Origin of the sequence: Delftia acidovorans NBRC 14950 (assembly GCF_001598795.1) — a bacterium.
Classification (GTDB): Bacteria; Pseudomonadota; Gammaproteobacteria; order Burkholderiales; family Burkholderiaceae_C; genus Comamonas; species Comamonas acidovorans.
The window spans coordinates 1-24,402 of the sequence record NZ_BCZP01000038.1 but is presented as its reverse complement, the minus strand read 5'-3'; the positions used below and the strand labels follow the sequence as shown (position 1 = coordinate 24,402).

Annotated in this window: 25 protein-coding genes and 1 CRISPR repeat array; of the genes, 18 read left to right on the top strand and 7 right to left on the bottom strand. The window is 64.0% G+C overall.

The window, feature by feature from the left end; genetic code table 11:
- Positions 1–9 precede the first annotated feature (9 nt).
- The 11 genes from DA1_RS27305 to DA1_RS27260 all read left to right on the top strand — a co-directional run bounded on the left by DA1_RS27305 (position 10) and on the right by DA1_RS27260 (position 9,982).
- The gene (locus DA1_RS27305; RefSeq protein WP_034394507.1) at positions 10–597 is read left to right on the top strand and encodes a hypothetical protein; all 588 of its coding nucleotides are present in this window, start codon (positions 10–12) and stop codon (positions 595–597) included.
- Positions 598–706: 109 nt separating this feature from the next.
- Positions 707–1,768: a hypothetical protein gene (locus DA1_RS30745; protein WP_155294284.1), complete on the top strand. Its 1,062-nt coding sequence runs from the start codon at positions 707–709 to the stop codon at positions 1,766–1,768.
- A 38-nt stretch (positions 1,769–1,806) separates the two neighbouring features.
- Positions 1,807–2,505 (top strand): hypothetical protein, encoded by a 699-nt coding sequence (locus DA1_RS27300; protein WP_034394504.1) that lies wholly within the window; start codon positions 1,807–1,809, stop codon positions 2,503–2,505.
- Positions 2,502–3,806, top strand: a complete 1,305-nt coding sequence (locus DA1_RS27295; RefSeq protein WP_034394501.1) for a PBSX family phage terminase large subunit — start codon at positions 2,502–2,504, stop codon at positions 3,804–3,806. The genes DA1_RS27300 and DA1_RS27295 overlap by 4 nt, the downstream gene beginning before the upstream one ends.
- Position 3,807: 1 nt before the next feature.
- On the top strand, positions 3,808–6,042 hold the full coding sequence (locus DA1_RS27290; protein WP_034394498.1) for a portal protein: 2,235 nt from the start codon (positions 3,808–3,810) through the stop codon (positions 6,040–6,042).
- Between the two features lie 49 nt (positions 6,043–6,091).
- Positions 6,092–6,313 carry a hypothetical protein gene (locus DA1_RS27285; RefSeq protein ID WP_034394493.1) on the top strand — a complete coding sequence of 74 codons (222 nt, stop codon included), beginning with the start codon at positions 6,092–6,094 and terminating at the stop codon, positions 6,311–6,313.
- A gap of 31 nt (positions 6,314–6,344) precedes the next feature.
- On the top strand, positions 6,345–7,304 hold the full coding sequence (locus tag DA1_RS27280) for a hypothetical protein (RefSeq protein WP_034394490.1): 960 nt from the start codon (positions 6,345–6,347) through the stop codon (positions 7,302–7,304).
- A 26-nt stretch (positions 7,305–7,330) separates the two neighbouring features.
- Entirely contained in the window at positions 7,331–8,368 is a 1,038-nt protein-coding gene (locus DA1_RS27275; RefSeq protein ID WP_034394487.1) for a N4-gp56 family major capsid protein, read from the top strand.
- A gap of 61 nt (positions 8,369–8,429) precedes the next feature.
- On the top strand, positions 8,430–8,789 hold the full coding sequence (locus tag DA1_RS27270; protein ID WP_034394484.1) for a hypothetical protein: 360 nt from the start codon (positions 8,430–8,432) through the stop codon (positions 8,787–8,789).
- Positions 8,790–8,852: 63 nt separating this feature from the next.
- Positions 8,853–9,308 (top strand): hypothetical protein, encoded by a 456-nt coding sequence (locus DA1_RS27265; protein WP_034394481.1) that lies wholly within the window; start codon positions 8,853–8,855, stop codon positions 9,306–9,308.
- A 14-nt stretch (positions 9,309–9,322) separates the two neighbouring features.
- Positions 9,323–9,982: a phage adaptor protein gene (locus DA1_RS27260; RefSeq protein ID WP_034394478.1), complete on the top strand. Its 660-nt coding sequence runs from the start codon at positions 9,323–9,325 to the stop codon at positions 9,980–9,982.
- Positions 9,983–9,994: 12 nt separating this feature from the next.
- Here the strand turns inward: DA1_RS27260 and DA1_RS30740 are convergent, their stop codons facing one another.
- Positions 9,995–10,480, bottom strand: coding sequence for a hypothetical protein (locus DA1_RS30740; RefSeq protein WP_155294283.1), 486 nt, complete (start codon positions 10,478–10,480; stop codon positions 9,995–9,997).
- A gap of 92 nt (positions 10,481–10,572) precedes the next feature.
- Between DA1_RS30740 and DA1_RS30095 the strand changes: the two genes are divergently transcribed.
- Complete coding sequence (locus DA1_RS30095; RefSeq protein ID WP_080736914.1) at positions 10,573–11,895, top strand: hypothetical protein; 1,323 nt, start codon at positions 10,573–10,575, stop codon at positions 11,893–11,895.
- On the opposite strand, the gene DA1_RS27250 is transcribed toward DA1_RS30095, so the two are convergent.
- The 4 genes from DA1_RS27250 to DA1_RS27235 form a co-directional block, all read right to left on the bottom strand.
- The gene (locus DA1_RS27250) at positions 11,882–12,184 is read right to left on the bottom strand and encodes a hypothetical protein (protein WP_230590872.1); all 303 of its coding nucleotides are present in this window, start codon (positions 12,182–12,184) and stop codon (positions 11,882–11,884) included. The two genes, DA1_RS30095 and DA1_RS27250, sit on opposite strands and share 14 nt — an antisense overlap.
- Positions 12,185–12,246: 62 nt before the next feature.
- The gene (locus DA1_RS27245) at positions 12,247–12,465 is read right to left on the bottom strand and encodes a hypothetical protein (RefSeq protein WP_034394474.1); all 219 of its coding nucleotides are present in this window, start codon (positions 12,463–12,465) and stop codon (positions 12,247–12,249) included.
- A 52-nt stretch (positions 12,466–12,517) separates the two neighbouring features.
- Positions 12,518–12,700 (bottom strand): hypothetical protein, encoded by a 183-nt coding sequence (locus tag DA1_RS27240; RefSeq protein WP_034394471.1) that lies wholly within the window; start codon positions 12,698–12,700, stop codon positions 12,518–12,520.
- 76 nt (positions 12,701–12,776) lie between these two features.
- A complete protein-coding gene (locus tag DA1_RS27235) occupies positions 12,777–13,079 on the bottom strand; it encodes a hypothetical protein (protein ID WP_034394468.1) in 303 nt (100 codons plus the stop codon).
- 721 nt (positions 13,080–13,800) lie between these two features.
- Between DA1_RS27235 and DA1_RS27230 the strand changes: the two genes are divergently transcribed.
- Both DA1_RS27230 and DA1_RS27225 read left to right on the top strand, forming a co-directional pair.
- On the top strand, positions 13,801–14,235 hold the full coding sequence (locus tag DA1_RS27230; protein ID WP_034394465.1) for a hypothetical protein: 435 nt from the start codon (positions 13,801–13,803) through the stop codon (positions 14,233–14,235).
- An 81-nt stretch (positions 14,236–14,316) separates the two neighbouring features.
- Positions 14,317–14,520, top strand: a complete 204-nt coding sequence (locus DA1_RS27225; protein WP_034394462.1) for a hypothetical protein — start codon at positions 14,317–14,319, stop codon at positions 14,518–14,520.
- Between the two features lie 185 nt (positions 14,521–14,705).
- A CRISPR array of direct repeats spans positions 14,706–14,967; the repeat unit is 23 nt; unit sequence TTTCTGAGCTGCCTATGCGGCAG.
- A gap of 40 nt (positions 14,968–15,007) precedes the next feature.
- Here DA1_RS27225 and DA1_RS27220 read toward each other — a convergent pair.
- Positions 15,008–15,559: a hypothetical protein gene (locus DA1_RS27220; protein ID WP_155294282.1), complete on the bottom strand. Its 552-nt coding sequence runs from the start codon at positions 15,557–15,559 to the stop codon at positions 15,008–15,010.
- A gap of 690 nt (positions 15,560–16,249) precedes the next feature.
- Between DA1_RS27220 and DA1_RS27215 the strand changes: the two genes are divergently transcribed.
- The 3 genes from DA1_RS27215 (at position 16,250) to DA1_RS27210 (ending at position 23,226) form a co-directional block, all read left to right on the top strand.
- On the top strand, positions 16,250–16,468 hold the full coding sequence (locus DA1_RS27215; protein ID WP_230355567.1) for a hypothetical protein: 219 nt from the start codon (positions 16,250–16,252) through the stop codon (positions 16,466–16,468).
- 56 nt (positions 16,469–16,524) lie between these two features.
- Positions 16,525–16,812: a cytoplasmic protein gene (locus DA1_RS30090; RefSeq protein WP_198488089.1), complete on the top strand. Its 288-nt coding sequence runs from the start codon at positions 16,525–16,527 to the stop codon at positions 16,810–16,812.
- Positions 16,813–16,908: 96 nt separating this feature from the next.
- Positions 16,909–23,226 carry an LPD38 domain-containing protein gene (locus DA1_RS27210; protein WP_230590869.1) on the top strand — a complete coding sequence of 2,106 codons (6,318 nt, stop codon included), beginning with the start codon at positions 16,909–16,911 and terminating at the stop codon, positions 23,224–23,226.
- On the opposite strand, the gene DA1_RS31090 is transcribed toward DA1_RS27210, so the two are convergent.
- The gene (locus DA1_RS31090; RefSeq protein WP_169807226.1) at positions 23,216–23,386 is read right to left on the bottom strand and encodes a hypothetical protein; all 171 of its coding nucleotides are present in this window, start codon (positions 23,384–23,386) and stop codon (positions 23,216–23,218) included. The genes DA1_RS27210 and DA1_RS31090 overlap by 11 nt on opposite strands.
- Positions 23,387–23,489: 103 nt before the next feature.
- Here DA1_RS31090 and DA1_RS27205 point away from each other — a divergent pair.
- A partial coding sequence (locus DA1_RS27205; protein ID WP_062794186.1) for a hypothetical protein occupies positions 23,490–24,402 on the top strand: 913 nt, incomplete at its 3' end.

The window sequence follows — 24,402 nt, the reverse complement described above, 5'->3', positions numbered from 1 at the left end:
GAGAACGCCATGACCACCACCACGCCACAGCACGACGAACGCACCACACGCGAAATCATCTGGGATCACATCCTGGAGATGGCGCATCTCGGCCAGAACATCACACGACAGCGGCTCATGGACCTGACCGGCAAGAGCTATCACATCATCGACGACCACGTCTCCCGGATGATCGATGTCGAGGGCATCCTGCGGCGGACCACCGATGGTGTGTACGAGCTGGTCAAGGGTCCCGGGGCGCCGCGTCCGGTCTACTTCGCAGACCTCGATGACGGCATGACGCTGATCGAGGTTGGCGACCAGCAGTTGCGGATCTGGCCCCGCGAGTTGCGCATCATCGCCCTCCGCACCCAGGGCAACGCCATGCAGCACAGCAACCTTCAGCTGCAGCACGACGTCGGCCTGCTGGCACAGGAACTGCAGCTCCAGCAGGCCGCCACCCGCCGCGAGATGGCCGCGCGCATCAAGGAGCTGGAAGGCAAGCTCAAGGCGCTGGAGGGGCGCCGGGTGGAGCCCAGCCCGCAGATGGACCTGCTGGCTGGTGCAATGATCCAGTCGACACGAAATTCAACAGTCCCTACAGGTACGATCAATTAACAGGGGACTAGCTGTCGCATCCATTGCGATCATTTGGCTGCGCAGTTTGGCTTCATTCTTTACAATGAGGTATTGGAGCTATGCTTTCGTAAAAAAGAGAGGTTGATAAATGTCAAACGATAAATTTCTAAGTGATACTGAAAAGGAATTTTTACATCGTCAAATTGATATAATACTCGACAAATTGAGGGGGTTGCCTGGTGATTTTCATGAGAATGTTAATTATGGTCTGAATCTAAAAAAATCTCTATCGAAAGATCATGAGCGGAATAGTTCTGATGCAAGGGGGATTTTGGAGAAAGAATTAGTCCACAATACAATGAATTTTTGTTCTGGAATTGAAAGGCTGTTTTCCAAAAGTAATAAATTGAATGCTGATATTGAAAAAAGTGGCCTATTTGAATCTGCGAAGCAACTCAGAGAATTTTGTGAGTCATTCTTGGGGGCAATTAATTTTCCGATTGTTGCAGATGGTAAAATAAGAAATCTTTTAAGTCGTATCGATGAGCTGGAGTCGAAAGCCGCTGGCTGGAGAGCTAAATACGAAGAATATAGCAATAATGCAGATAAAAGTCTCGACGCTTTAATGAAAAGGCTAGAGAAAAATGCATCAAATAAAAATGATGAAGCATTAGAGAAAATAGAACAATACAGAGCAGGTGTCCTTGCATCGTCGGAGCATTTAAATGCTTTGATCTCTGAGATGGCTTCCAGTGGATTGACGATGGAGTATATGAAAAATGCAACCATAGAAAAGAAGGCTGCGGATTTTTATCGACGAGTTTCTTTAATTACTATGTGTGGTATTGGATTTTTCTCGGTTTTGTTGTTTGTGATATTGGAATTTGATCTTCGGACGACTCAACATGTCTTGGTTCGTTTGGCCGTGGCAGCTTTTTTTACATTTATTGCAGCATACACGGCCAAGCAATCTGCGCTTCATCGTTCCCAAGAGCACTCCTATCTACGCAAGGCAATGGATCTAAATGCAATAACGCCCTATCTTGCTGCAATGCCTGAAGAGTCTAAGAATACTATTAAGGGGCAGTTGGCGCAGAAGTTATTTACCCCTGCCGATACACAACACGGCTGTGATAGCGCGAGTTTTGGATTGATAGAAGTCGTTACTAAGCTGACAGAGAAAATACCGACTCCAAAGTCCCCCGGCTAGGGTTCGCCTAAAAGACACGCGCCCGGGAAACTCCGGGCATGGCATCTTCACCGCATCCCGACCAAGCCCCCAGCGCAGGGGGCGCAGCCCCCGGCCCCCGCTCCCCTGACTGGGAGCGCATAGAGCTGGACTACCGGGCCGGCATCAAGACACTTCGCCAGATCGCCGACGAGAACGGCATCACCCACGGCGCCATCAACAAGCGCGCCAAGCGGGATGGCTGGGAGCGCGACCTGTCCCAGAAGATCCAGGCCAAGGCTGATGCGCTGGTATCCAGGGCGGCGGTATCCAGCCAGGTATCCGCGGATACCAAAGTCCGGGAACGGGCTGTCATCGACGGCAATGCCCAGGCTGTGGCTGACGTTCGGCTGGGCCATCGCAAGGACGCGCGCCGTGTTCGCGAGCTCACCAACAGGCTCATGGACGAGTTGGAGCAGCAGACCGACCCGGCCACGCTGGCCAAGCTGCAGGAGCTGGCTGCGGCCGTGGTGACGCCTGGCGAAAAGCCCGGGCGCGACCGCTACGGCGAGCTGCTGGAGGCCGTCATCAGCCTGCCTGAGCGCTCCAAGACCCTGAAGGTGCTGGCCGAGAGCCTGCGCATCGTTGTGGACATGGAGCGAACCGCCTTCGGCATGGACAAGGTCGATCCCGTGGGCACAGGGCCAGGGGAGGGCGGCGTAGCCCGCATCGCTGTCGAGTTCGTGCGGCCTGCTGCGCGGGAGGACGACGACGCATGAACGCGCCTGCCGAGCTCCCATTCACCAAGCTGCAGCTGGCCGAGAAGCTGCAGCCCCTGTTCTCGCCCAGGCGCTACAAGGTCATGCACGGTGGCCGTGGCGGCGGCAAGTCCTGGGCTGTCGCTGCTGTCCTCCTGGCCATGGCCGCCGACCGGCCGCTGCGCGTGCTGTGCGCCCGCGAGATCCAGCGGTCCATGAAGGACTCGGTGCATCGCCTGCTGAAGGACACCATCTCGCGCCTGGGCCTGGAAGCCTTCTTCGAGGTGCTGGACTCCGAGATCCGGGGCATCAACGGCTCGCTGTTCCTGTTCTCGGGCCTGCAGTCCCACACGGTGGACACCATCAAGTCCTTCGAGGGCGTGGACATCGTCTGGGTGGAAGAGGCCCACGGCGTCAGCAAGAAGTCCTGGGACGTGCTGATCCCGACCATCCGCAAGGAAGGCTCCGAGATCTGGCTGACCCTGAACCCGGACATGGAGACGGACGAGACCTACCAGCGGTTCATCGCCACGCCCAGCCCGGACACGTGGGTCTGCCAGATCAACTGGCGCGACAACCCCTGGTTTCCAGTCGTGCTGGAGGACGAGCGCCAGAAGGCTAAGCGCTCCATGCTCAAGGACGACTACGAGCACATCTGGGAGGGTAAGGCCCGCAAGGTGGCCGCCGGCGCCATCTACCGCCACGAGGTGGAGCACCTTTATGCCGACGGCCGGGCCTGCCGCGTCCCCTACGACCCGCGCCTGCCCGTGCACACGGTCTGGGACCTGGGCTGGAACGACGCCATGACCATCACCATGGTCCAGGTCGGCCCGCAGGACGTGCGCGTCATCGACTACCTGGAAGACAGCCACCACACCTATGACTGGTATGTGACCCAACTGGAGAAGCGCCCGTATCGCTGGGGCATCGACTACCTGCCGCACGACGGCAAGACCAAGAACCCGCAGACCGGCAAGAACGCAGAGATGCTGCTGCGCGAGCTGGGGCGCCGGCAGGTCTTGTGCTTGGCCCCGCTGGATGTGGAAGAGGGCATCAAGGCCGCCCGCATGCTGTTCCCGCGCTGCTACTTCGACGCCGCCAAGACGGCGCGCCTGCTGGAATGCCTGAAGCGGTATCAGCGCCACGTCAGCACCAAGACCGGCGAGGCCATGGGACCGCTGCACGACCAGTACAGCCACGGCGCCGACAACTTCCGCTACATCGCTCAATCGGCCGAGCACATGCTGCGCTCACAGCAGCAGCGGCCCGTCGCTCCTCGGGGCGGCGGCTGGCAGCCACTGGACAACGAGATAGGGTACTGACATGCAAGCCACCACCAACCATGGGGGCCTGCTGGCCCAGCAGCACGACGACAGCGGCGAGCCCCAGCGCGACCTGCGCGCCGAGTTCGTCCTGACGCTCCTGTCCAAGCGCCGCGAGGCCATTGCCGGCCGTGCCGGCTCGGGCATCGAGGAGGAGTGGACCGAGGACGAGGAGCACTACCAGGGCATCGACGACGCCAACCGCAATTTCCAGAACGCCAACCAGCTGTACCGCAGCAGGAAGGCGGCCGTCATCGGTGGGCAGACCAGGCAGCAGGGCCCGGCCCGGTCGGTGGTGTTCCTTAACATCACGCGCCCCTACACGGATGCGGCCAGCGCCCGCGTGGCGGACATGCTGCTGCCCACGGATGATCGGGCCTGGGAGATCAAGGCCACGCCTTTGCCGACGCTCAGCCCAGCATTGCGCCAGCGGCTGATGGACGCCATGGGCGGGATCTACAAGCAGAAGACCGTGGAGGAATTCGTCCAGGAGCAGATCCGCAATGCAGCCGAAGCCGCCAAGGGTATGCAGCGCGCGATCGAGGATTCGCTGGTCGAGAGCAACTGGCACGGGGAAATGCGGCAGCTGATCGAGGACTCGGCGCGAATCGGCTCCGGTGTCTTCAAGGGACCCTATCCCGTGATGCGCACCAGCCGGATGGCCATCAAGGATCCCGTGACGCAGACCACTCAGTTCGTCAAGTTCGATGAGATCAAACCCGGCTCCAAGCGCATTGACGCCTGGAACTTCTTCCCGGACCCGTCCTGCGGGGAGAACATCCACAACGGCAGCTACACGTGGGAGCGCGAGAACATCGGCCCGCGCCAGATCAAGGAGATGCTGGCCGACCCCAGCTACGAGACTGCCGAACTGCTGGCCGTGCTGCGCGAAGGCCCGGCCCGCACCCGCGAGGGCACGGAAGCCGTCTACCGGCCGGGCGAGAACGAGTTTGAGATGTGGATCTTCTACGGCCACTGCGCACGCGAGCACCTGGCGCGCCTGGGGGTGGAGATGGAAGAGGGCGACGAGGACCGCGTGCCCACCATGGCGGTGATGATCAACGACCGCTTGGTCAAGGTCGTGCTCAGTCCCCAGGACGATGGCGAGTTCCCCTATGACGTGCTGGCCTGGCAGCGCCGCCCTGGCATGCCCTGGGGTGTCGGCATCAGCCGGCAGGTCCGCACGGCACAGCGCATGCTCAATGGTGCAGCCCGCGCCATGATGGACAACAACGGCCTGTCAGCAGCGCCTCAGGTGGTGATCGGGAACGGTGTGACACCGGAAGATGGCGTCTGGAGTCTGCGGCCGGGGAAGATCTGGCGTGCCGAAGCGAATGCGGACGTTTCGGATGTGCGCGGAGCATTCAACGCCTTCACAGTGCCCAGCGCCCAGGTCACGCTGATGAACACCATTCAGTTCGCCCTGAAGATGGCCGAGGACACCACGGGCATGCCGGCCATGCTGCAGGGCATCCGCGGCGATGCGCCCAACACCCTGGGCGGCATGCAGATGCAGAACAACAACGCCACCAGCGTGCTGCGGCGCCTGGCCAAGCGGTTCGACGACTACATGACGCGGCCCCACATCCAGCGGTACTTCGACTGGATGATGACCTACTCTGACGACGAGAGCATCAAGGGCGACTTCCAGATCGACGTGCGCGCCAGCTCGGCTCTGGTGGAGCGCGACGCCCAGCAGCAGTTCCTGATGACGCTGCTGCAGGTGTCGGCCAATCCCGTCTACGAGCTGGACCCGGCGAAGCTGGCGGCCGAGCTGTGCAAGGGCCAGCGCCTGGACCCCACCAACTTCCAGTACACGGACGAGCAGAAGGCTCAGCGCGCCCAGCAGGGCCAGGACCCGACGCTGCAGGCCAAGGCCAAGCTGCTGGAGGCTCAGGCCGGCAAGACCGATGCAGAGGCGGGCAGGGCGCGTGCACAGACCGTGGGCGTGAACGTGGACACCTTGTACAGCGGCACCCAGGCCGCCCAAGTCCTCGCCTTGAACCCCGGCGCGGCGCCAGTCGCCGACGGGCTGCTGCGCTCGGGCGGCTATGTCGACCAGGATGCTGCGCCCATCGTTCCGCAGCCCTCGGGCTGGATCACGCCCCAGCAGCAGCCCGACCCTGGCGCCGTGCCCAACAACACCGACCCGCTGACGCCGCTGCGCCCCGACAGCCCGCTGCTGGGCGTGCGCCAGGGCATCGAGACGCCGGCCGCTGACGGCGCGCGGGGCTGACCCCCGGCCAGGGTTCGCTCCAGAGGGCGTTCCTCTGGAAACTGCAGCCATGACAAACCCAGGCCTGGACTTCACCTCACCGACATGGCGTGCCATTGAGCGCCATGCCAACGCGCAGATCGACACGCTGCGCAAGAAGAACGACAGCCTAACCATGGACGCGCTGCGCACCACCGAACTGCGTGGGCGCATCGCGGCCTGGAAAGAACTGCTGGCACTGGACAAACCAGACCCGGCACAAACCGCCGACATCGGTGGCCCCGGCTACTGACCTCGGCACGACACACAGGAGCGCATGACGCATGGACGAGCAACAACAGCAGGAACAGCAGGCTCAACAGCAGGCCGAGGCCCGTGCTCAAGAGGAGGCCGATTTCCATCGCGCCTTCGCTGAGACGTCCGGCACCGAGCCGCCCGTATCCACTGCAGCGCCGGTAAGTGCTGCGGCCGAGCACGGCGGCAAGGAGGCGGTGACGCAAGAAGCCAGCGAGCAACAGCAGGAGGAGGCCACGGCCGCCGCCGGTGCTGAAGGGCAGCCCGCCCAGCAGCAGCCGGCCACGACCGAGGACGACGATCCTGTCGAGTTCGCCGGCTTCAAGCGCAGTGAGCTGCGCCGCCTGCTGGGCAACGCTGCCGAGGTGGACACGCTCAAACGCCAGTTGGACAAAGCACACGGGAGCATTGGCGATCTGCTACGCAAGTCGCAACAGCCAGCTCCTGCGGCCCCAGCAGCCCCGGCGCCCGCAGTGACGCCCGAGCTGCCACCTCAACTCAAGCAGTTCGAGCAGGACTATCCCGACGTTGCCGAGTACGCCCGGGCGTTGATCGGTCTCCACAACCAGCAACCTCGCCAGGAAGCCCCACCAGCCGAAGCGCAGCAACCCGTGGCCACGGGCGAAGCGCCGCAGGTCCAGGCCGGGCACGACCCCATGGCGCTGGAGCTGGCCGTGATGGACCGCATGCACACAGGCTGGCGCGACAAGGTGGGCTCGCAGGAGTTCAACCTGTGGCTCACCGCGCAAGGGGAGCAGGTGCAGCAGGAGTTTGCTGACGCGGTCACGGCCGACAGCATGGGCTCCGTACTGGGTAAATACGACGCATGGGCCACCGCCCGCGCCACCGCCGCCGACAAGGCCGCGAAGGGGCAGGCACGGCTCAAGGCGGCCGTCACGCCCAGCGGCAACGCGCCGCGCCCCCAGGCCGCGCCCACTGAAGAGGAAGAATTTTTGGCCGCCTTCCAGGCCACCATGGGCCAGCGCTGAGATAGCCAGGCCCGAAGGAGAACATCATGGCTCAATACGAAAGCGGCAACCCGGCGCCGCGGATCGGCAAGATCAAGGGCGATATCCTCGCCCACGCCGTGGCGAGCGAAGTGCTGGGCATCACCGGCCAGCAGCGCGCGCTTCCCAAGAACCAGGGCAAGACCATCGTGCACCGCCGCTACCTCCCTTGGGGTGCGGCGAACACGGACTGGAACACCCGCAACCGGCCCAAGGCGGACCCGGTGGCCCACGAGCTGACCGAAGGCGTCACGCCTGGCGCAGACACGCTGGTCCCACAGGACATCCAGGTCACCATCAAGCAATACGGCTGCCTCTACCAGCTCACCGACCAGACGGTGGACACGTACGAGGACGACGTGCCCGCCGAGATGAAGAAGCAGTGCGGCGAGCGCATTGCCCTGGTCCGCGAGATGATCCGCTACGGCGTGCTCAAGGCTTGTACCAACGTGTTCTATGCCGGTGGCGGTGCCAGCCGCGCTGCTGTGAACGCGAAGATCAGCCTGAACCTGCTGCGCAAGATCAGCCGCAATCTGCAGGCCAACCACGCCAAGCGCATCACAGGCATCCTGTCGCCCTCGGCAATGATCGCCACAAAGCCCGTGGAAGCCAGCTACCTGGTCTTCGTGCACACGGATGCCGAGGCCGATATCCGTGACCTGCAGGGCTTCGTGCACGTCAGCGCCTACGGCAACCGCAAGCCTGTGCACGCCCAGGAAATCGGTTCCTGCGAGAACTTCCGCTTCATCACCAGTGCGGAACTGGCGCCCTATGCCGGCGCAGGCGCAGCTATCGGCAGCACCGGCCTGACGGGCGCGACCAACGTGGACGTCTACCCGTTCATCATGGTCGGCGAAGACGCCTGGGGCCAGCTGGCACTGCGTGGTTCGGACTCCATCGACCCGACCTACATCCCGCCCGGGGTGAAGGACAAGAGCGATCCGCTGGGCCAGCGCGGCTACGTTGGCGCCAAGTTCTACATGGCCTGCACCATGCTCAACGAGGGCTGGATGGCGGTGGCCGAAGCCGGGGTGACCGCGCTGTAAGGCCGGGGAGGGCTTCGGCCCTCCCTCCACTCTGAACCTCAACTCCCACGGAGAACCCATCATGGCCGACAACACCGCGGGCCAAACCCGCACCAAGACCGACAAGCAGGACTCCCAGAGTTCCGCCCAGGGCAAGGTGGTCTACGACGCCACCGCCATCGTCGCAGGGGATACCACCCGCGTCGAGACCGGCTTCAAGCCCAGCCAAGTCCGCTGGATCAACGTCACCGACCGCGTGCAGATCGAGTGGTTCGAGGGCATGGCCGCTGGCTCGTGCCTCAAGACCGGTGCCGATGGCGTCCGCACCCTGGACGCTGCCAACGGCATCACGGTCGATGAACGCGGCTTCCGCGTGTCGCAGAACGCCACTCTGGCGGCCGTCCTGGCTTCCAAGACCTGCGTCTACGAAGCGCGCACCTGACGCACCCCCGTGGCCTTGGGGTATCCGCCCCGGGCCACCTCACATCCCCGCAAGGACATCAACATGGCCACCACCCCCCGCAAGAACGAAACGGACGCCACCAACGAGTACCTGGGCGCCACGCCTCCCATGGAGTTCGGCATCGTGCCCGACTTCTCGGCTGAGATCATCGACACCCCGGTGACGCTCAAGGACGCTGAGCTGGAAGCCTTCATGAACGAGCCCGTGATGGTCACGGTGCTGTCCGGCGGCCGCGACAACGAGGCACCGTTCGTGCAGGTCTCGGTGAACGGCGTCATCCAGATGTTCCGCCGCAACCGCCCCATCGTGGTCAAGCGCAAGTTCGTCGAGCGTCTGGCCCGCGCCAAGGAGACCGGCTACGACCAGGAGTTGGACGACCGCCTGGGCGAGCGCATGAACGTGGTGCAGCCCATCAACAGCCTGCGCTACCCGTTCCAGGTGAACCGCGACGACAACCGGCTGGGCCAGGCCTGGCTGCGCTCGATCCTCGCCTCCTGACCTGAAGGCCCGCCATGACCCTCGACGACCTGATCAAGCAGTACCGTCAGGACTGCTTCGACCTGGATGACCAGAAGCCGTACTGCTCGGACGACCTCCTGACCATCTACGCCAACGAGGCCCAGGTCGAGGCCTGCCGCCGTGGCCAGCTGCTGCGCGATTCGGTCTCACCTATCTGCCGCATCGCCTTCCTGGCCGGCGCCGAGACGGTGGACCTGGACAGCAGGGTGGTGCGCATCCTGCGCGCCTTCATCAACGGCCAGGAGGTCTGCGAGATCTCTGTGGACGAGATGGACTGCTACCACCCGGGCTGGCAGTTCCAGGAGCGCCAGGACGTGCCGCAGCGCCTGGTGGCCGGAATGACCACCGGCAAGCTGCACCTGTGGCCCAGGCCTGCAGCAGACGGTGAACTGCGTCTGACCGTGCAGCGGCTACCGCTCAAGCCCATGCGCGCCTGCGTGGACAAGCCCGAGATCCGGCCGGAGCTGCACTTCGCTCTGGTGCACTGGATGCTGTACCGGGCCTATGGTCGCGAAGACACCGACATGCACAACGATGCCAAGGCCGCCGTGGCCCTGGCCAAGTTCGAAGCGGAGTTCGGGCGCAAGGCCAGTGGTCGCAATGAGGAGTGGGTGAGGTCGCGGGAGGTGGGTGTGCCGGGGCCGCTGGCATGAGTTTTCGCTCGCCTAGTGGTCGATGCGGAGGAATCGTTCGAACATAGAGTCCAGCCGGGCCAACTCCTTCCTGACAGCGTCGGTGGCTTCGGACACGAGCCTTTGATGCTCATCGGCTTTTACTTTCCCCTTATTGAGGCGAATTTTTTCAAGCCTATCAAAAGCGTGAAATAGGTCGCTTCGCAAGTAGTCGTCGGCAACCGCATCAAGCAGCCAGCGTGATCCTCGAATTCCCAGAAAAAATGCTCGCTCGTCGGAGGCTGTGAAGTCGTTGGTTTGTATGGCAGTAGCTATTGCTTCAGATGCAGCTTTGTAGACTTCAAGGCGGCGGTCGAATAGGTCAAGTTTTAGCTTATTTCTTGTCGTTTTGGATTGCTGCCATGCAATCCAAACCTGGGCTGCACCAAAAATGATGGCTACTGACGCAGCTATGAAAGCAGCAATTACAGATGCCCAGGGCTGCAAAACTTGAAGATGTGCCGAGTTGAAGATTGTCATTCCATTCTCTGATGATGTGATGCCCCCACTGGGGTTCGACGCGCCGACAGCATATCCGCACACTGCCATGAGCAACTCCGCAAGGAACACTCATGGCCACGAATCCCCTTCTCGAAGCAGCCCAGCGGCGTGACGCGCTGATCAACCAGATCCCGGTGGGCGGCAATCCGCAGGCGCCCGCTGCCGACGGCTCCCAGAGCAATCCCCTGAACAACGACTTCGGCCGCAACCTGGCCGCGCTGCCCAGTGCGGGCGGTATCCCTGGCGCCGCGTTGCGCGGTACCGGCCTCATCTCCCGGGCCTTCGGTGCATCGCAGCCGGCCATGTCGGGGCTGGGCCAGGCCGCCCAGGCCGCAGCGCCCTATGCGCCCGTGGTGGGTGGTGGCGCTGCGCTGGCGACTGCTGCTGGTGCCCAGAGCCCAGCACCTGCCAGCCCGATCACGCGCCAATCCAATCCGCTGGTAGCCGCCGCGATGGAGCAGCAAGCGAGCGCACCCGGCGCTCCGGGCTCCCCTGGCGCCGCAGCTGCGCCCATGCCTGGACCAGCCGCACCTCCTGGCCCGGCCAACATCACGCGCGATGGCAATAGCTACAGCGGCCCCGCTGGTATCAGCGGCGACATCACCATCAACGGCAAACCTCCTGGCGGCACCATGAACTCGATGCCTGCTGGTGCTGTGCCAGGGTCGCAGATGCAGGGCATCGCCCCCGGCCTGTCAACCTCGCTGGGCAACCCCCTGGTGCAGGCCGCCATTGCCCACAGCGGCAACGACTGGGCCTCGCGCAACGCGCTGCGCAATGCCGAGGTGTCGGCCAGCTCCATCACCAACACGCGGCGCTTCGGCGGCCGTGGCGCGGAGAACAGCCCGGATGTGCAGAAGTACCAGGCCATGCTGGCCACGGACCAGGCGCTGCAGCAGGCCGCCCCAGGCCTGCAGGCAGAGGGCATGCGCCAGGGCAATACCCTCGTGCGCGCAGCCATGGAGCAGCAGGGACAGAACCAGCGCGCCGGCATGCAGGCCGGTCTGACCCAGCAGCGCCTGGACATGGACCGCGAGACGCAGGGATACAGCAACCGCACCAACCGGCTTGTGGAGGCCGCGCGCAACCAGGTGGCCGGAGAACAAGATCCGACCAAGCGCCGCAGCCTGGTGCAGTACATGCGGGATATCGAGGGCGGCACGCCGCAGGCCGATCCGTATCTGGTGGTGCCTGGGGGGCAGCAGATCGATCCGGTGTCCCAGCGGGCCTACAACACCCCATCCACGGTGTTCAATCGGCAGAGCGGGCTGTTTGTGCAGCAGCCGGGGCAGGGTGGCGGGCAGGTGCCGCCAGGAATGTCGCGCCAGGTTGGAATGTCAGGCGGCAAGCCCGTCTACGAGGATGCCAAAGGCAATCGGTTTATTGGCGAGTAGGCGCAGGCTCGCCATCCAGCGGGCCATTGAAAGGGCGCAGCTTCATGGGCTCGTCATACAGCCGCCGACACGCAACCCCAATCAGCTCCGCCGCCCTGTTGCTGCGCGTGTCGCCTGCCTTCTTCACCGTGCACTCTGGCCCGGACTTGAACCCCAGCATGCCCCGGCCATCTCCCTGGGGCACGGCCTGAATCCCGCCCTGGTGCTCAGCGCTGCAGACCTGGAACACGGCCTGGGCCGCGACATCGTTCTGTGTGCCCGGGAGCTTGTCCAGCAGGCATGTGGCCATGTTGGCGGCCAGAGCAGGGCCTGCGATACAGAGGCCGGCGGCGAGGAAGAGAGCGCGGAGGATCATCTGGTCTTCTCGTCAATGATTTCTTCCAGCACCTGCACCGCTCCACGGACTCGCGCGAGGGCTGTCTGGAGTTCGGCCTTCTTCTCTTCGACGGCCCGCAGTTCGTCCTCGATACGAATGGCGTCTTCACGCAGTTCACGCGCCCGTTGGCGATACCGTTCGATCAATTCAGGGGATGCGTCGGGGGATGCGTCGGGGGATGTGTTCTCGCTCATAAGAGCCTCCTGAGCGGAAATGTAGCAGGGCCCGCATCAGGGCCTTCCGTGCTCACTCACGAGCTTCCCGCAGCATCTCCTTGAGCACATCGATTCGGCCTTCGATGCGGCGCAAGTCCAGCTTGAGGTCGGGGTCCTCGGCTTCGGATGCCTGCAGCTGCGCCTCTGCAAACGCCTTCTTCGCTCGCAGATGGTCCAGCATGTCCTCCATCGCTCTGATGTCGGGGGTGCTCATAGGTGGAACCTCCTGGCGGCAATGTAGCAGTAGGCTGCATGTATGGGGAGCGAGGTGTACTACCGCGCAGGAGAACTCAGGAGGTGAGGGCGGTGCCGGCGAGGAGTAGGGCGGAGAGGATGAGGCCGGGGAGCATGAGGGTGCGGCGCATTGGACGAGAGCGTTTTGTGATGGTGTAATGTTTAGTATCAATCAATCCTCGATAGCACCAAGTATGAATAACGTTGAGCCAGGAAACATAGAGCTGCAAAAAGTGGATCTTGAGCCGATCGAGTTGGCCAATGACTTCAAGTACTTGCGCGTAGACTCTTTGACTCTCGGCCTCGTCGGATCTGGTCCGGATGATGAGCGTCTGATACTGAGTGTTTTTGAGAATCAAGTTGAACCCTTCGCTCCTCCAGCTGGGGAAGATGGCATTAGGTATGTTCGGAGAGCTTTGGCAACGCTCTCAATCCACCCGTCATGTGCAAGAAGTCTCTTGAACATGCTGACCATAGCTGTAACTGACATCGAACGGCGCAGCGCAGGGGCGCCTGCCGCTGACGCTTCAAAAAATGTCTGAAGCTATGAGTTCTCAGCCTCGACCAAAATTGGCACTTGTAAGGATTCGCGCGGAATCGGAGAGCACCGAGCGGGAACCTGCCCAACAGGTACGAACCATCAGTGGGGGAAACACTGTTGCTGGAGACGTCGCTTACACAGATTTCACCGTGGCGGGCTTGTTTGCAGAAACAGTTAGGTCCTTGGAGGAGAGCCTACGTCGGCAAGAGAAACATCTTGCTCGTGGACGGCAAATGGCCTCTAAATTTTCTGGCAGCTCGAGTGCACTTGATTCGGAAAAGCGCATATTAGATGCCGCCTCCATGGTGATGCGCCAGGGGTATTCGCGTGAGGATGCCATCCGGAAAACAAGTGATATGGCGCTTGAGGGCGGAAGTCACATTGAAGGCGTGTACCCACGCCACACTGCCCAAAGCCGCAATATAGCTGAACCTAGCGGAAGCGTGCGAGGCAATACTTCTTCTGGGGAATTGAAAAACCACACGACCGCCTCCAAGTCTGAGGCACCACTTCAACCCGAAACAGCGCACAATCGACCTATGACCGACGTGACCCGTGAACTCCTCGACGCCAAGCTCGATAGCGTGCGCGCTGAGGTCCGCGCGTCCATCGCCGAGTCATCCAAGGAGACCGTCGCAGCCATGGGCCAGCTCAACACGCAGATGGCCACCATGCAAGGGCAGATGCTGACCGAGATGCAGGGTCTGCGTGCTGACTTCGCGCACATGCTGAAGGACGTCACCAAGGAAATGTCAGCCACTGGCGTGGCTGTTGCGAACGTTGGCGGAAAAGTCGAAGGCCTGGAAGGCAAGGTTGATGGGCTGAAGTCCTCGATCAACATGCTCCAGTTTGTGGTCGGTACCGTAGTAGTTGGCGGAGCTGCAATCATCATTGGCCTCATGCAGTACGACCTGGCCAAGAACCCGCCTCCGCCGGCGGCTCCTGCTACTGTTGCGACACAGCCTGCCAAGTAGCAATCCGCACTCCAACCAAGCCCGCCCCGTGCGGGCTTCGTCGTTTCTGGGCGCTGGTGCCACGAGCTCGCACCTGTGACAATGCCCCGCATGCACGAATGCGTCTTCACCCACAACGGCGTTGAGTTCAGCGCAGACTACGAAGCCTGTGGCGACGTGCTTCTGGTCTTCTTGCCGGACGACTCTGCCAGGGAATCGCCCTTGGAAGGTCGTGACCCGCACGCTGTAGCGCTGGAGCACCTCATGTTCTACGCATACACGCTGGAGGACGAGGCCAAGCGCTGAGTCTCCAGGTTGTCCGCGCACCTGCAGCGTCAGCAGGCCGAGCAGCACGGTGGCAAGACGCCCTGGAGCGCTGAGGTGCGGACGCGGCCCGTGTGAGCTGCGCCCAAGAAAAAGGCCCGCTGGGCGGGCCTGGCTGCCTGTGCGGCAGTGAAGAGGGCTCAAGCGGCCTGCATCTTGGCGGAGAGTTGCTGAGCTGCCTATACGGCAGTGAACCACCTGCCTTTTGCTTCTGCCGACAGATCACATTTCTGAGCTGCCTATACGGCAGTGAATTTGGGTGCAGGGCTAAGCACTCGAAGGAGGAGTTTCTGAGCTGCCTATGCGGCAGCAAACCGACAGCATGCACGGCCGTGTCGTAGAGCACATTTCTGAGCTGCCTATGCGGCAGTGAACAAAAACGAAGCGCACTCGGCGAATGCGCTTTTTTCTGAGCTGCTTATGCGGCAGTGCCAAGAGCGTACCACTCCACGCCCGGACGGGCACCGGCCTACGCCAGCGTGCCGGCGATAGCCAGCACAGAGCCTGGCACGAACAGGAGCAGGAAGAGGGGCGGGCGCATCAATTCGTGTGCCTGCGCAGCTTTGAATGTGGCATCCGCACGGATCAACTGGAACATAGTCCCCCATGCCGCCAACGCTCCTCCGATTGAGGAAACTACTTTGGGCGCCGTGAGTCCGGCACATGGGGCCTTCGACAATAGGGCGAGCACTCCGATGGAAAAGGCGATGATCAGCAGAGTCCATGCCGCTGCGGACCAAAACTCCTTGCGCATCTTTTTCAGCTGAAAAGCATTGAATGTGTTGAGGTGCTCTACTTCCTCGTCTGAAGGGTAGATTCCAGCATCGTGCTTCAGCTTATAGTCGGCTGAACGAATGCTCACCTCAATGGAATTTTGGGTCGCTGCCTTGATGTACCTCTGGTCCATGAAAAGCAGGAAATAGACCAGTGCAGCCCAGACGTTCAGTTTTTTCGGTTGCAGTTGATACGCGGCCAGGATCCCCTCCAGTCGTCGCGGCGCCAGGCCGCTGATTGCCGCCATTCTATTCAGGACCCGGGCGGCACCATCCTGGGGGTGTCTCGCGCGGGCTTCGTCGTTTCTGGACCCAGCCCTGCGCCAGAAGCTCATCACGTGCGTTGGCCTGCAGTCCAGTTCTGATTTGGGCATTGCATTTCGGCAGCTGCGGCTGGCGGCGAAGCTTCTGTTGCCGGTGCGGCAATGGCTGCGGCTCGCAGTTGCCAAGGCAGGGTGCGGTGCTGCTTTGCCATGAGCCAAATCGCCGCAGCTATCGCAAGCGCTCCCAAAATAAGCAGGGCCAGTGCTCCCGTAGGCGACCACTGGGGTTGTTGGTCGCTGTCCTGGCCCGGCTTGCACTCATCCATGTGGACCCTCTGCCGAATTGGCAACGGCAGGAGTTATTGATACTCGCATGTCACTACGCTTTCTATTGGTTAAATGTGAGCGCATGCTACCGTTCTTTCGGGTCTTGTACCAATATGTATCTTCTTCCAGGCTGTGAGGCTGTACAGGCGGCAATCAGCATGCCCGCCGCTCTTAGGCCAACCCCTACCTCGTCATTTCGTTTTGGACCGCACAGGTGCGGTACAACAGGTTCAGAGTTTCTTTCGCTCAGTATTTCTTCAGGGTGCAGCCATGCCAGACTCCATCCAAGCCCCGTGCCCCCTATGCAACCTCCAGTGCACTGCCTTCCTCGAAGACTATGGAAAGTGGATGCACTTTTCCTGCCGCTGTTGTCGCGAGCTGAAGGTGAACAAGATGGTGATCAGCAAGCTCCGCGCTGAATCCAATGACGTGCGCGAGCAGCTGTCGCAGCAGGCTCGCGCGTTGGGAGAGGGCGAATACCTCCACATCGCTGCAACGGATCAGGGCTCGTTGCAGCCCAGAGGGCAGTCTGCCTGGACGGCTGAGGTGCGGACGCGGCCCGTGTGAAGTTGCCTGTGCACTGCGCAGTACGCGTTGGCGGATCGCGCAGAATCCGAAGTGCTATGACCATCACCCTCAAGAGCGGACGCAGCTGGGATCCAGGCATTGATCCCTATTCCTACCAACGAGCCGCTGAAGACCACAAAGATGTCGTGCTGTGCAGTGAAGCTTGCGGCTGCATAGGCTGCGGTGAAGTCTATCCGCCTGAGCAGATCACCCAATGGTGGGATGACGGTGCCACTGCGTGCTGTCCAAAGTGCGGGATGACAAGCGTGGTGATTGGATCGGCCTCTGGCTTGGCGATCGACAGAGAGATGCTTGAAATGGCTGGTGCCCATCTCATGGGTTGAGGCGCTGAGGTAGGCCTTGACCGTCGCTTCCCGTGTAGGGCTTCACGCCCCCGCCCAGGGTTCGCGCCCCAGCCCCTGCGTGGGAACACTGGGGGCATGGCTACCCTCAAACCTTTCACTGGCGAGCTTGATCCACCTGAAGCACACCCTTCTGGACTCAAGCCTTTCAACGGCACCCTGGATGGCGAGAAGCCCAAGTCCCGCAACCCCCTGGCCGTCCTGAACGACACGGCCATCGAGGCTGCGAACGCGGCGGCCGGCGGTGTCTCGGCTGCTGCGAACTTCGTGAAGCCCGGCAACGATGTCTCGGGCTGGATCGACAAGAACATCATCCAGGCCGGCGAGGCTGCGCAGAGCGATGTGGTCAAGGCCTCGAAGCAGCAGTTCCGGCAGGAGGTGCAGGACGCTGATGGTGTTGGCGGCGAGCTGGCGGCCGTGGGCAAGTACGTGGCGCAGAACCCGCTGCTGGCTGCGGCGCAGGCTGCGGGCTCGTTCGCTGGTCCTGGCCTGGCGGTGAAGGGTGCGGGGCTGGTCGGCCGCGCTGCTGGCCTTGGTGGCAAGGCGGTGGAGATGGCGGGCCGCGCGGGCGGTGTCGCTGCTGGTGCTGCGATGGCTGGTGGCGATGCTGCTGGCACGGCCTACGACTTGGCGAAGCAGGGCGGCGCCACGGAGGACCAGGCTGTTTCTGCGGCGCGCGGTGCCAGCGTGCTGCCGGCCGTGATCGGCGGTGCTGGCGGTGCCTTCGGTGCCGAGCGCCTGCTGGCCGGCGGCAAGGGCTTTGCTGGCGGTGCTGCTGCGCGCGCCCTGAAGACTGGTGCCAGCGAGGCGGCGCAGGAAGCTGTCGAGGAAGGCGTCACCCAGTACGAGGGCCAGCGGGCGGCCATGCCGTTCGACCCGAGCATCGATCCCTCGAAGGGCGTGGCGGCTGCGGCCGGCATGGGCGCGGCCCTGGGAGGCGTCACGGGTGCCGGTACGTCGCTGCTGACGGGTGGGCACTCGCGCGGCCAGCAGCCACAGCAGGATGAGCAGCAGGCCCCCGCCGAGGAAGCTGCCACGCAGGCGCCGCTGCTGCTGGGCAACCAAACACCCGAGCGCCTGATCTCCTTCCCTGACGGCAGCGTCGGCCGCGTGGGCGAGGTGGAGAGCTACCTGGCCAACCTGCCCGAGGACCAGCGGGAGGAGGTGCGGGCCAAAATCATGGGCCAGTCGATCCGCGAGGTGAACGACCCTGCCGCGCAGCAGGCCCGCCGCTGGTGGGAGAACTACGGCGACGGCCAGCAGCCTGCGCAGAGCCCCGATTACGTGGCCGAAGTCCAGGCCGCCGTGCGCAACGGCACGCAGTTCTCCACCCAGCAGACGGTGGACACGGTGCGCGATGCCATGGAAGACGCGTGGCTGGCCCAGAACGTGGGCGCTGATCCTGCTGGTGCACCAGCCCCTGGTGCTGGGCTGCAGGCGGCAGACGCCATGGGCGTGCAGCTGCAAGGCCAGTTCCAGCAGGCCAGCGAGGATGCCGGTATCGCCGCCGTGGATGCGCGTGTCCGCACCGGCCGCGTCCTGTCTGGGCTGCAGAACCTGCTGGACGGTGGTGCTGCCAACACGGCCCAGGTGCTGGGCGGCCTGAACGAGGGCCTGGCCCGGATCAAAGAGCAGCCGCTGGACACCGCCGAGACGCAGCGCGTGCGCCGCATGGTGGATGCCTACATGGGTTTCCGGGGTGTGGGCGAGCCGGCGCCGCTGCCGGCCGACCGTGCACCAGCCGTGGACCCCTTCGCGGACAACGCCGCCATGGAGGCGCTGATCCCCCAGCGTCCGCTGCAGCGTCCTTCCGAGCGCATGGGCATCAACCCCGCAGACGGCCCGCTGTCGCGCGGCGCTGCCATGGCCGTGGATGCCGGCTTCGATGCAGCCCAGCAGGCCGCCCTGCAGGCTCAGGAGATCGCAAATGCCCAAGGTGCCCAGGCACAGGCTGCCGCCGTGGCCGCCCCAGCAGCCATTTCCCCAACCGGACCCGGCGCCCTGGAAGCCGCTGGGCCTGGCCCCCTGACCCAAACCACAGGAGCCACCTTTGCCCCGCAAGCCGATCAAGCCCAGCAAGCTGGCGCGCAACCTCCGCAAGCAACTGGAGCGCCAGGCGCGCCGGCTGCTGGTGCTGCTGCAGCGCAGGAAGGTCTGACGAATGCCAGCACCACGACTTTCAACAATGGCGCGCAAGGCGGCGCGGCGCCAGGCCCGCAAGGACAAGCGCAGGGGGCAGCGGCCCGCCCGGCCAACTGGCGATCCAGCGCGCTACCTGCCGGCCGCGTGGCCCGGGGTCTGGGAATAGATCCCAAGGGCAAGAGGCTGGCGCAGATCCTGGCTGAGGTGGATGCTGCTGATGCGGCGCGTGCCGGCCAGCAGCAGGCCAGCCTGCAATTCAGCCGTGGGCCTGGCCCGGACAGCGAAGGAACGGCGTCCGCTGCAGCGCAGCCGCCGGCAATGCGCCGTGCCACCACGTTCGCCGAGGCGCGCCTGGCGGCCAAGGCGTTTCAGGGCCAGCCGCTGACCAATGCACAGACTGGCCTGCAGGCAGTTGTTTCGCGCAAGAACTTGGACAAGATGCTGAGCGGGAAGGCCGTCTCCAAGTCGGAATCACCTTCGATCCAGGCCCGCGCCGTGGCCAATGCTGATCGTCTGTTCGCCGCAGCTACATACGGATGGAGCAAGGCAGATCGAAGTGGCGACCCCAACATCGTGGCCATTCACCGTTTCTTCGCGCCCATGGATGTGGATGGCCGCTCCAAGCTGGTGAAGCTGACCGTCAAGGAAATGGCTCTGGAGGGATTGTCGAATCCGCTCTACACGCTGGAGGCGGTGGACCTCAGTGAGAGCTCGTCAGGGCAGCGCTGGCTGGAGGCAGCAGCCCGTGAGGATGGGCTGGCTCTAGACGCAAAAAATCCCCTGCAGCGGGAGTGGGCCGTCGAGATAGCCGGCGATGCCGACCCTAAAACGACCCTCGCGCAACCCCGCGGTGTAACCCCGGGCCGCTCTGCAGAGGACGTGCTCAGTTTAGCGCAGTCGGTTGAGAGTCGCAATTCCGGCTCCAGCGGCACCCAGGAATTCAGCCGCAACATGCCCGAGGAACTGGCCCGGGAGATCCGCAAACTGCGCCCGCCGGTCTATCCGGCCACGAACGCTTCTGTGCGCCAGGCCGTGAACCAGCTGGTCGGCGGCATGGGCATGCTGCCCAACAGCCTGGGCCGCATCGTGGTCACGACCTCGGACGACATCCGCGCCAACTGGGAGCCGCTGATCGGCCCCGTGGCCATGGGTGCAGAGGGTGGCGGCAAGGCCCAGGGCTTCTACGATCCCAACACCAAGACCGTGTTCATCATCTCCGACCACATCGTGGCCGGCGACGAGCTGGGCGTGGTGGCGCACGAGCTGATGCACAAGCACGGGCCAGCGGTGTTGGGCGAGGAGGGCTGGAACCAGCTGCATGGCGCCATCGGCGGCTGGGCCAGCGCGCCAGAGGGCAGCCTGGAGCGAACGGTCTACAACGAGGCAGCGGCCCGCGTGCAGGCCTCCGGCCCGGAGCTGTCCACTCAGGAGCTCTTCCCCTATGCCGTGCAGGTCGCGCTGGAGATGGGCGTGCGCCCCAATGCCCTGGCCAAGCCTGGCACCGTGGCGCGCTGGCTGGACCAAGTGCGCAAGGTGCTGCGCCAGGTCTGGGCCAAGATCGCGGGCAGCCGCAGCGACTTCGCCAGCCAGGACCTGGTGAACCTGGCCTTCGGCATCGCGCAGCGGGAGAACCCCGCGTTCGCTGGCGAGCTGGACGGCGCTGCCACAGCCCAGGAGGCTTCTATTCCAGCTGCATCCCCGGCTGCACTGGCGCCCGCGCCAGCGCCTGCCCGCCAGGGCGTGCAGTTCAGCCGCGCCGCGCCGGCCGCGCCCACGGCCAGCGACTACACCGCCGAGCAGGCCCGCGCCGCAGAGCATGCCTTCGGCGTCCAGGTGAAGCAAACCTGGGCCGAGCGCGCACAGGCCATGCGCCACAACATCGGCACGAAACTGCGCCAGGGGCTTGTGGACCAGTTTGCCCCCCTCAAGGAGATCAGCGAGAAGGCCTACATCCTGGCGCGCATGTCCAAAGGCACGGACGGCGCCGTCGAGGCCACGCTGCTCTACGGCAAGATCTACCTGCGCGATGGCGTCTATGACGTGGACATCAAGGACGGCGGCTTCGCCAAGGTGCTGGCCAGCCTCAAGGGCGAGCACGACCGATTCTTCCAGTGGGTGGCCGCTCAGCGTGCCCAGCGCCTGAAGGCCGAAGGCAAGGAAAACCTGCTGACCGACCGCGACATTACGGCCCTGCGCTCGCTGGATGCCGGCCGCATGGCCGATGGCACGGCGCGCATGCCGCTGTACGCCGCCGCGCTGCGGGAGCTGAATGCCTTCAACGAGGCCAGCCTCAAGGTGGCGCGGGACTCGGGCCTGATCGACCAGGCCGCCTACGACCTGATGAAGGACCAGCCCTATGTGCCGTTCTACCGCCTCATGGAGGAGGACGGCGGCATGCGCGGCCCGCGCTTCAGCTCCGGGCTGGTGAACCAGCAGGCCTGGAAGAAATTCAAGGGCGGGAGCCAGCAGCTCAACGCCGATCTGCTGCAGAACACGCTCATGAACTGGAGCCACCTGTATGCCGCCGCCGCGCGCAACCGGGCCTCCCAGGCGACCATGGACGCGGCCGAGAAAATGGGCGTGGCGTACCGAGTGCCCGCCGACACCAAGGGCGCCGTGAAGGTGATGCGCGAAGGCGTGGCCGAGCACTGGGCCGTCGAGGACCCGTACCTTGTTGATGCCATCTCGGCCATGAGCTACACGCCACCGGGCATCGTCAAGGCCATGGCGCCGTTCAAGCGCCTGCTCACCTTCGGTGTGACGGTGAACCCCACCTTCAAGATCCGCAACCTGATCCGCGACAGCCTCTCGGCCATCGCCCAGAGCGACCTGAGCTACAACCCGCTGGAGAACGTCGCCAAGGGCTGGAAGGCCACGGCCAAGGACAGCCAGACCTACGCCTCCATGCTGGCCAGCGGCGGCATCATCAAGTTCGGCACGCAGGAGAACACCAACCAGCTGCGTGGGCAGATCGAGCGCCTGGGCGGCACCATGCTGGACAAGCAGGGCTTCGACAAGCTCAAGGACCAGATGCGCTCGCTGTGGGAGGTGTACGAGGAATTCGGCGACCGCACCGAGAACGTGAACCGCACGGCGCTGTACGAGCGCCTGCGCGCCAAGGGCCTGAGCCACGCCGAGGCCAGCTTCCAGGCCCGGGACCTGATGGACTTCAGCATGTCCGGCAAATGGGAGACGGTGCGTTTCCTGGCCCAGACCGTGCCATTCCTGAACGCGCGCCTGCAGGGCCTGTACAAGCTGGGCCGTGCTGCCGGCGAGGACCCGCGCCGCTTCGCTGCCATGGCCGGCGCCGTGTCCATGGCCAGCCTGGGCCTGCTGGCCGCCTATGCCGATGACGACGACTGGAAGAAGCGCGAGGACTTCGACCGGGACAACTTCTGGTGGTTCAAGATCGGCGACAAGGCCTTCCGCATCCCCAAGCCCTTCGAGGTGGGCGCCATCGGCACGGTGGCCGAGCGAACGGCCGAGCTGATGATGAGCGAGGAGATGACGGGCAAGCGCTTCGGCCAGCGCATCAGCGACATGGTGTTCAACACCTTCGCCATGGACCCCACGCCCCAGGCCATCAAGCCCTTCCTGGACGTCTATGCCAACAAGGACAGCTTCAGCGGCCGGGCCATCGAGGGCATGGCCGACGAGCGCCTGCGCCCGCAGGATCGCTACAACGAGCGCACCTCGGAGGTGGCGCGCCTGCTGGGCTCCTGGGGTTTGCCGGACCCGGTGCGCCTTGCCAAGGGCGAGTATTCCGGGTTGAGCCCCAAGCAGGTGGACTTTCTGCTGCGCGGGTACTTCGGCTGGTTGGCCACGGTCAGCACCAGTGCGACGGACGCCATCGCGCGCCCCATGCTTGACCGGGGCGAGCGCCCGGCCATGCGCCTGCGCGACACCTTCGTGGCTGGCAACTTCGTCGAGGAGCTGCCCACAGGCTCCAGCCGCTACGTCACCACCATGTACGAGCAGGCCAAGGACGTGGAGCAGGCCTGGGCCAGCTACCAGGCCGCGATCAAGTCCGGCGACGTGGAGCTGGCGCGCAGCATCCAGGAAGAGGAAGGACCGAAGCTGCGCAACCGCATGGCCATCAGCGCCGCCAAGCAACAGATGGCCGAGCTGGGTCAGCGCGCGAAGAAGATCGACGGGGATCGCCTGTTGTCGGCGGAAGCGAAGCGCGAGCGCCTGAACGAGATTGAGCAGCGCCGCAACGCGATTGCCGAGCGCGTGGCCGGGCTCACGAACTGAGCGTGCCCTGCCGCAGGAACTGCCAGATGAAGCCCACGGCGCCGAGCCCGATGATGATCAGCCAGTAGGTCTCGATCATCGAGCGGCGCTCGGCGGACGTGGTCAGCTTGAAGAAGAGGATGGCTGCGATCACCAGCAGCCAGAAGATGATGCCGGGCATGATGGGATCGTATGGGCCCGCCCGTGACAAAGCAATCCACGCGGCGCGGCACGACCCCCCAGGAGGGTTCGACCAATGAGGGCCGGCCCGCGAACATCGGGCCATGCCATCCACCCCCAAGCCTATCGGCCCGTTCCCCCTCGGAATGGACAACCGCGCGCCCGACTTCAAGCTCGGGCTGCCCGAGGGTGCCGGCCACCTGCTCCGTGATGCGCTCAACGTCGATGTGACGGCCCAGGGCTCGCTCAAGACGCGGGCCGGGTATGCGTTGGCTGAGCAGGGCCTCGACTGCCATTCGGGCTGGTCGCCGCTCGATGGCTCGTATGGCCTGTACTGCGACAGCGGCGATATCTTCCGTCTTGACGTCAACGCTGCCGGCACCACCACGCGCACCCAGGTCGCAGCGGGTTACGGCCGGGTCACGCCAGTCGTGTACTGCGAGGTCAACGAGGCCGTGTACTTCACCGACGGCATCCGCGTCGGGTCCTATCACCCCGTGCCCGGCCCAACGCCGCGCTGGCTCGATGCCCAGCCGCAGGTCGTGGGCGATGTGCAGTTCTCCCAGATGCCTGCGGGCAGCAGCATCGCCTACCAGAGCGGCCGGCTGCTGGTGGCCGTGGGCTCGGCACTGATCTACAGCGAGCCGTTCACCCCGGGCCTGCGCGACGAGTCGAGGGGCTTCGAGATCTTCCCGGCGCCCATCACCTGCATCGCGGCCGTGGAGGCCGGGGTGTTCGTGATGGCGGACAAGACCTATTTCCTGGCCGGTGGCCTGCCGGCGCAGTCCACGCGCGCGGTGTTGCCGTACGGCGCGCTGCAGCAGCAGGCCGGGTATCGGCTCGCGGCCACGGGCGGCACGGACGGCGCGCACTGGATGAGCACGCGCGGCATCGTCTCGGCGCGGCCAGACGGGTCGCTGGTCAACCTGCAGGCCGAGCACATCGCCATGGAGGCCTCGGGCGCGTGCGCAACGCTGTACCGCGAGGCCGACGGCATGCGCGCCATCGTGGCCAACC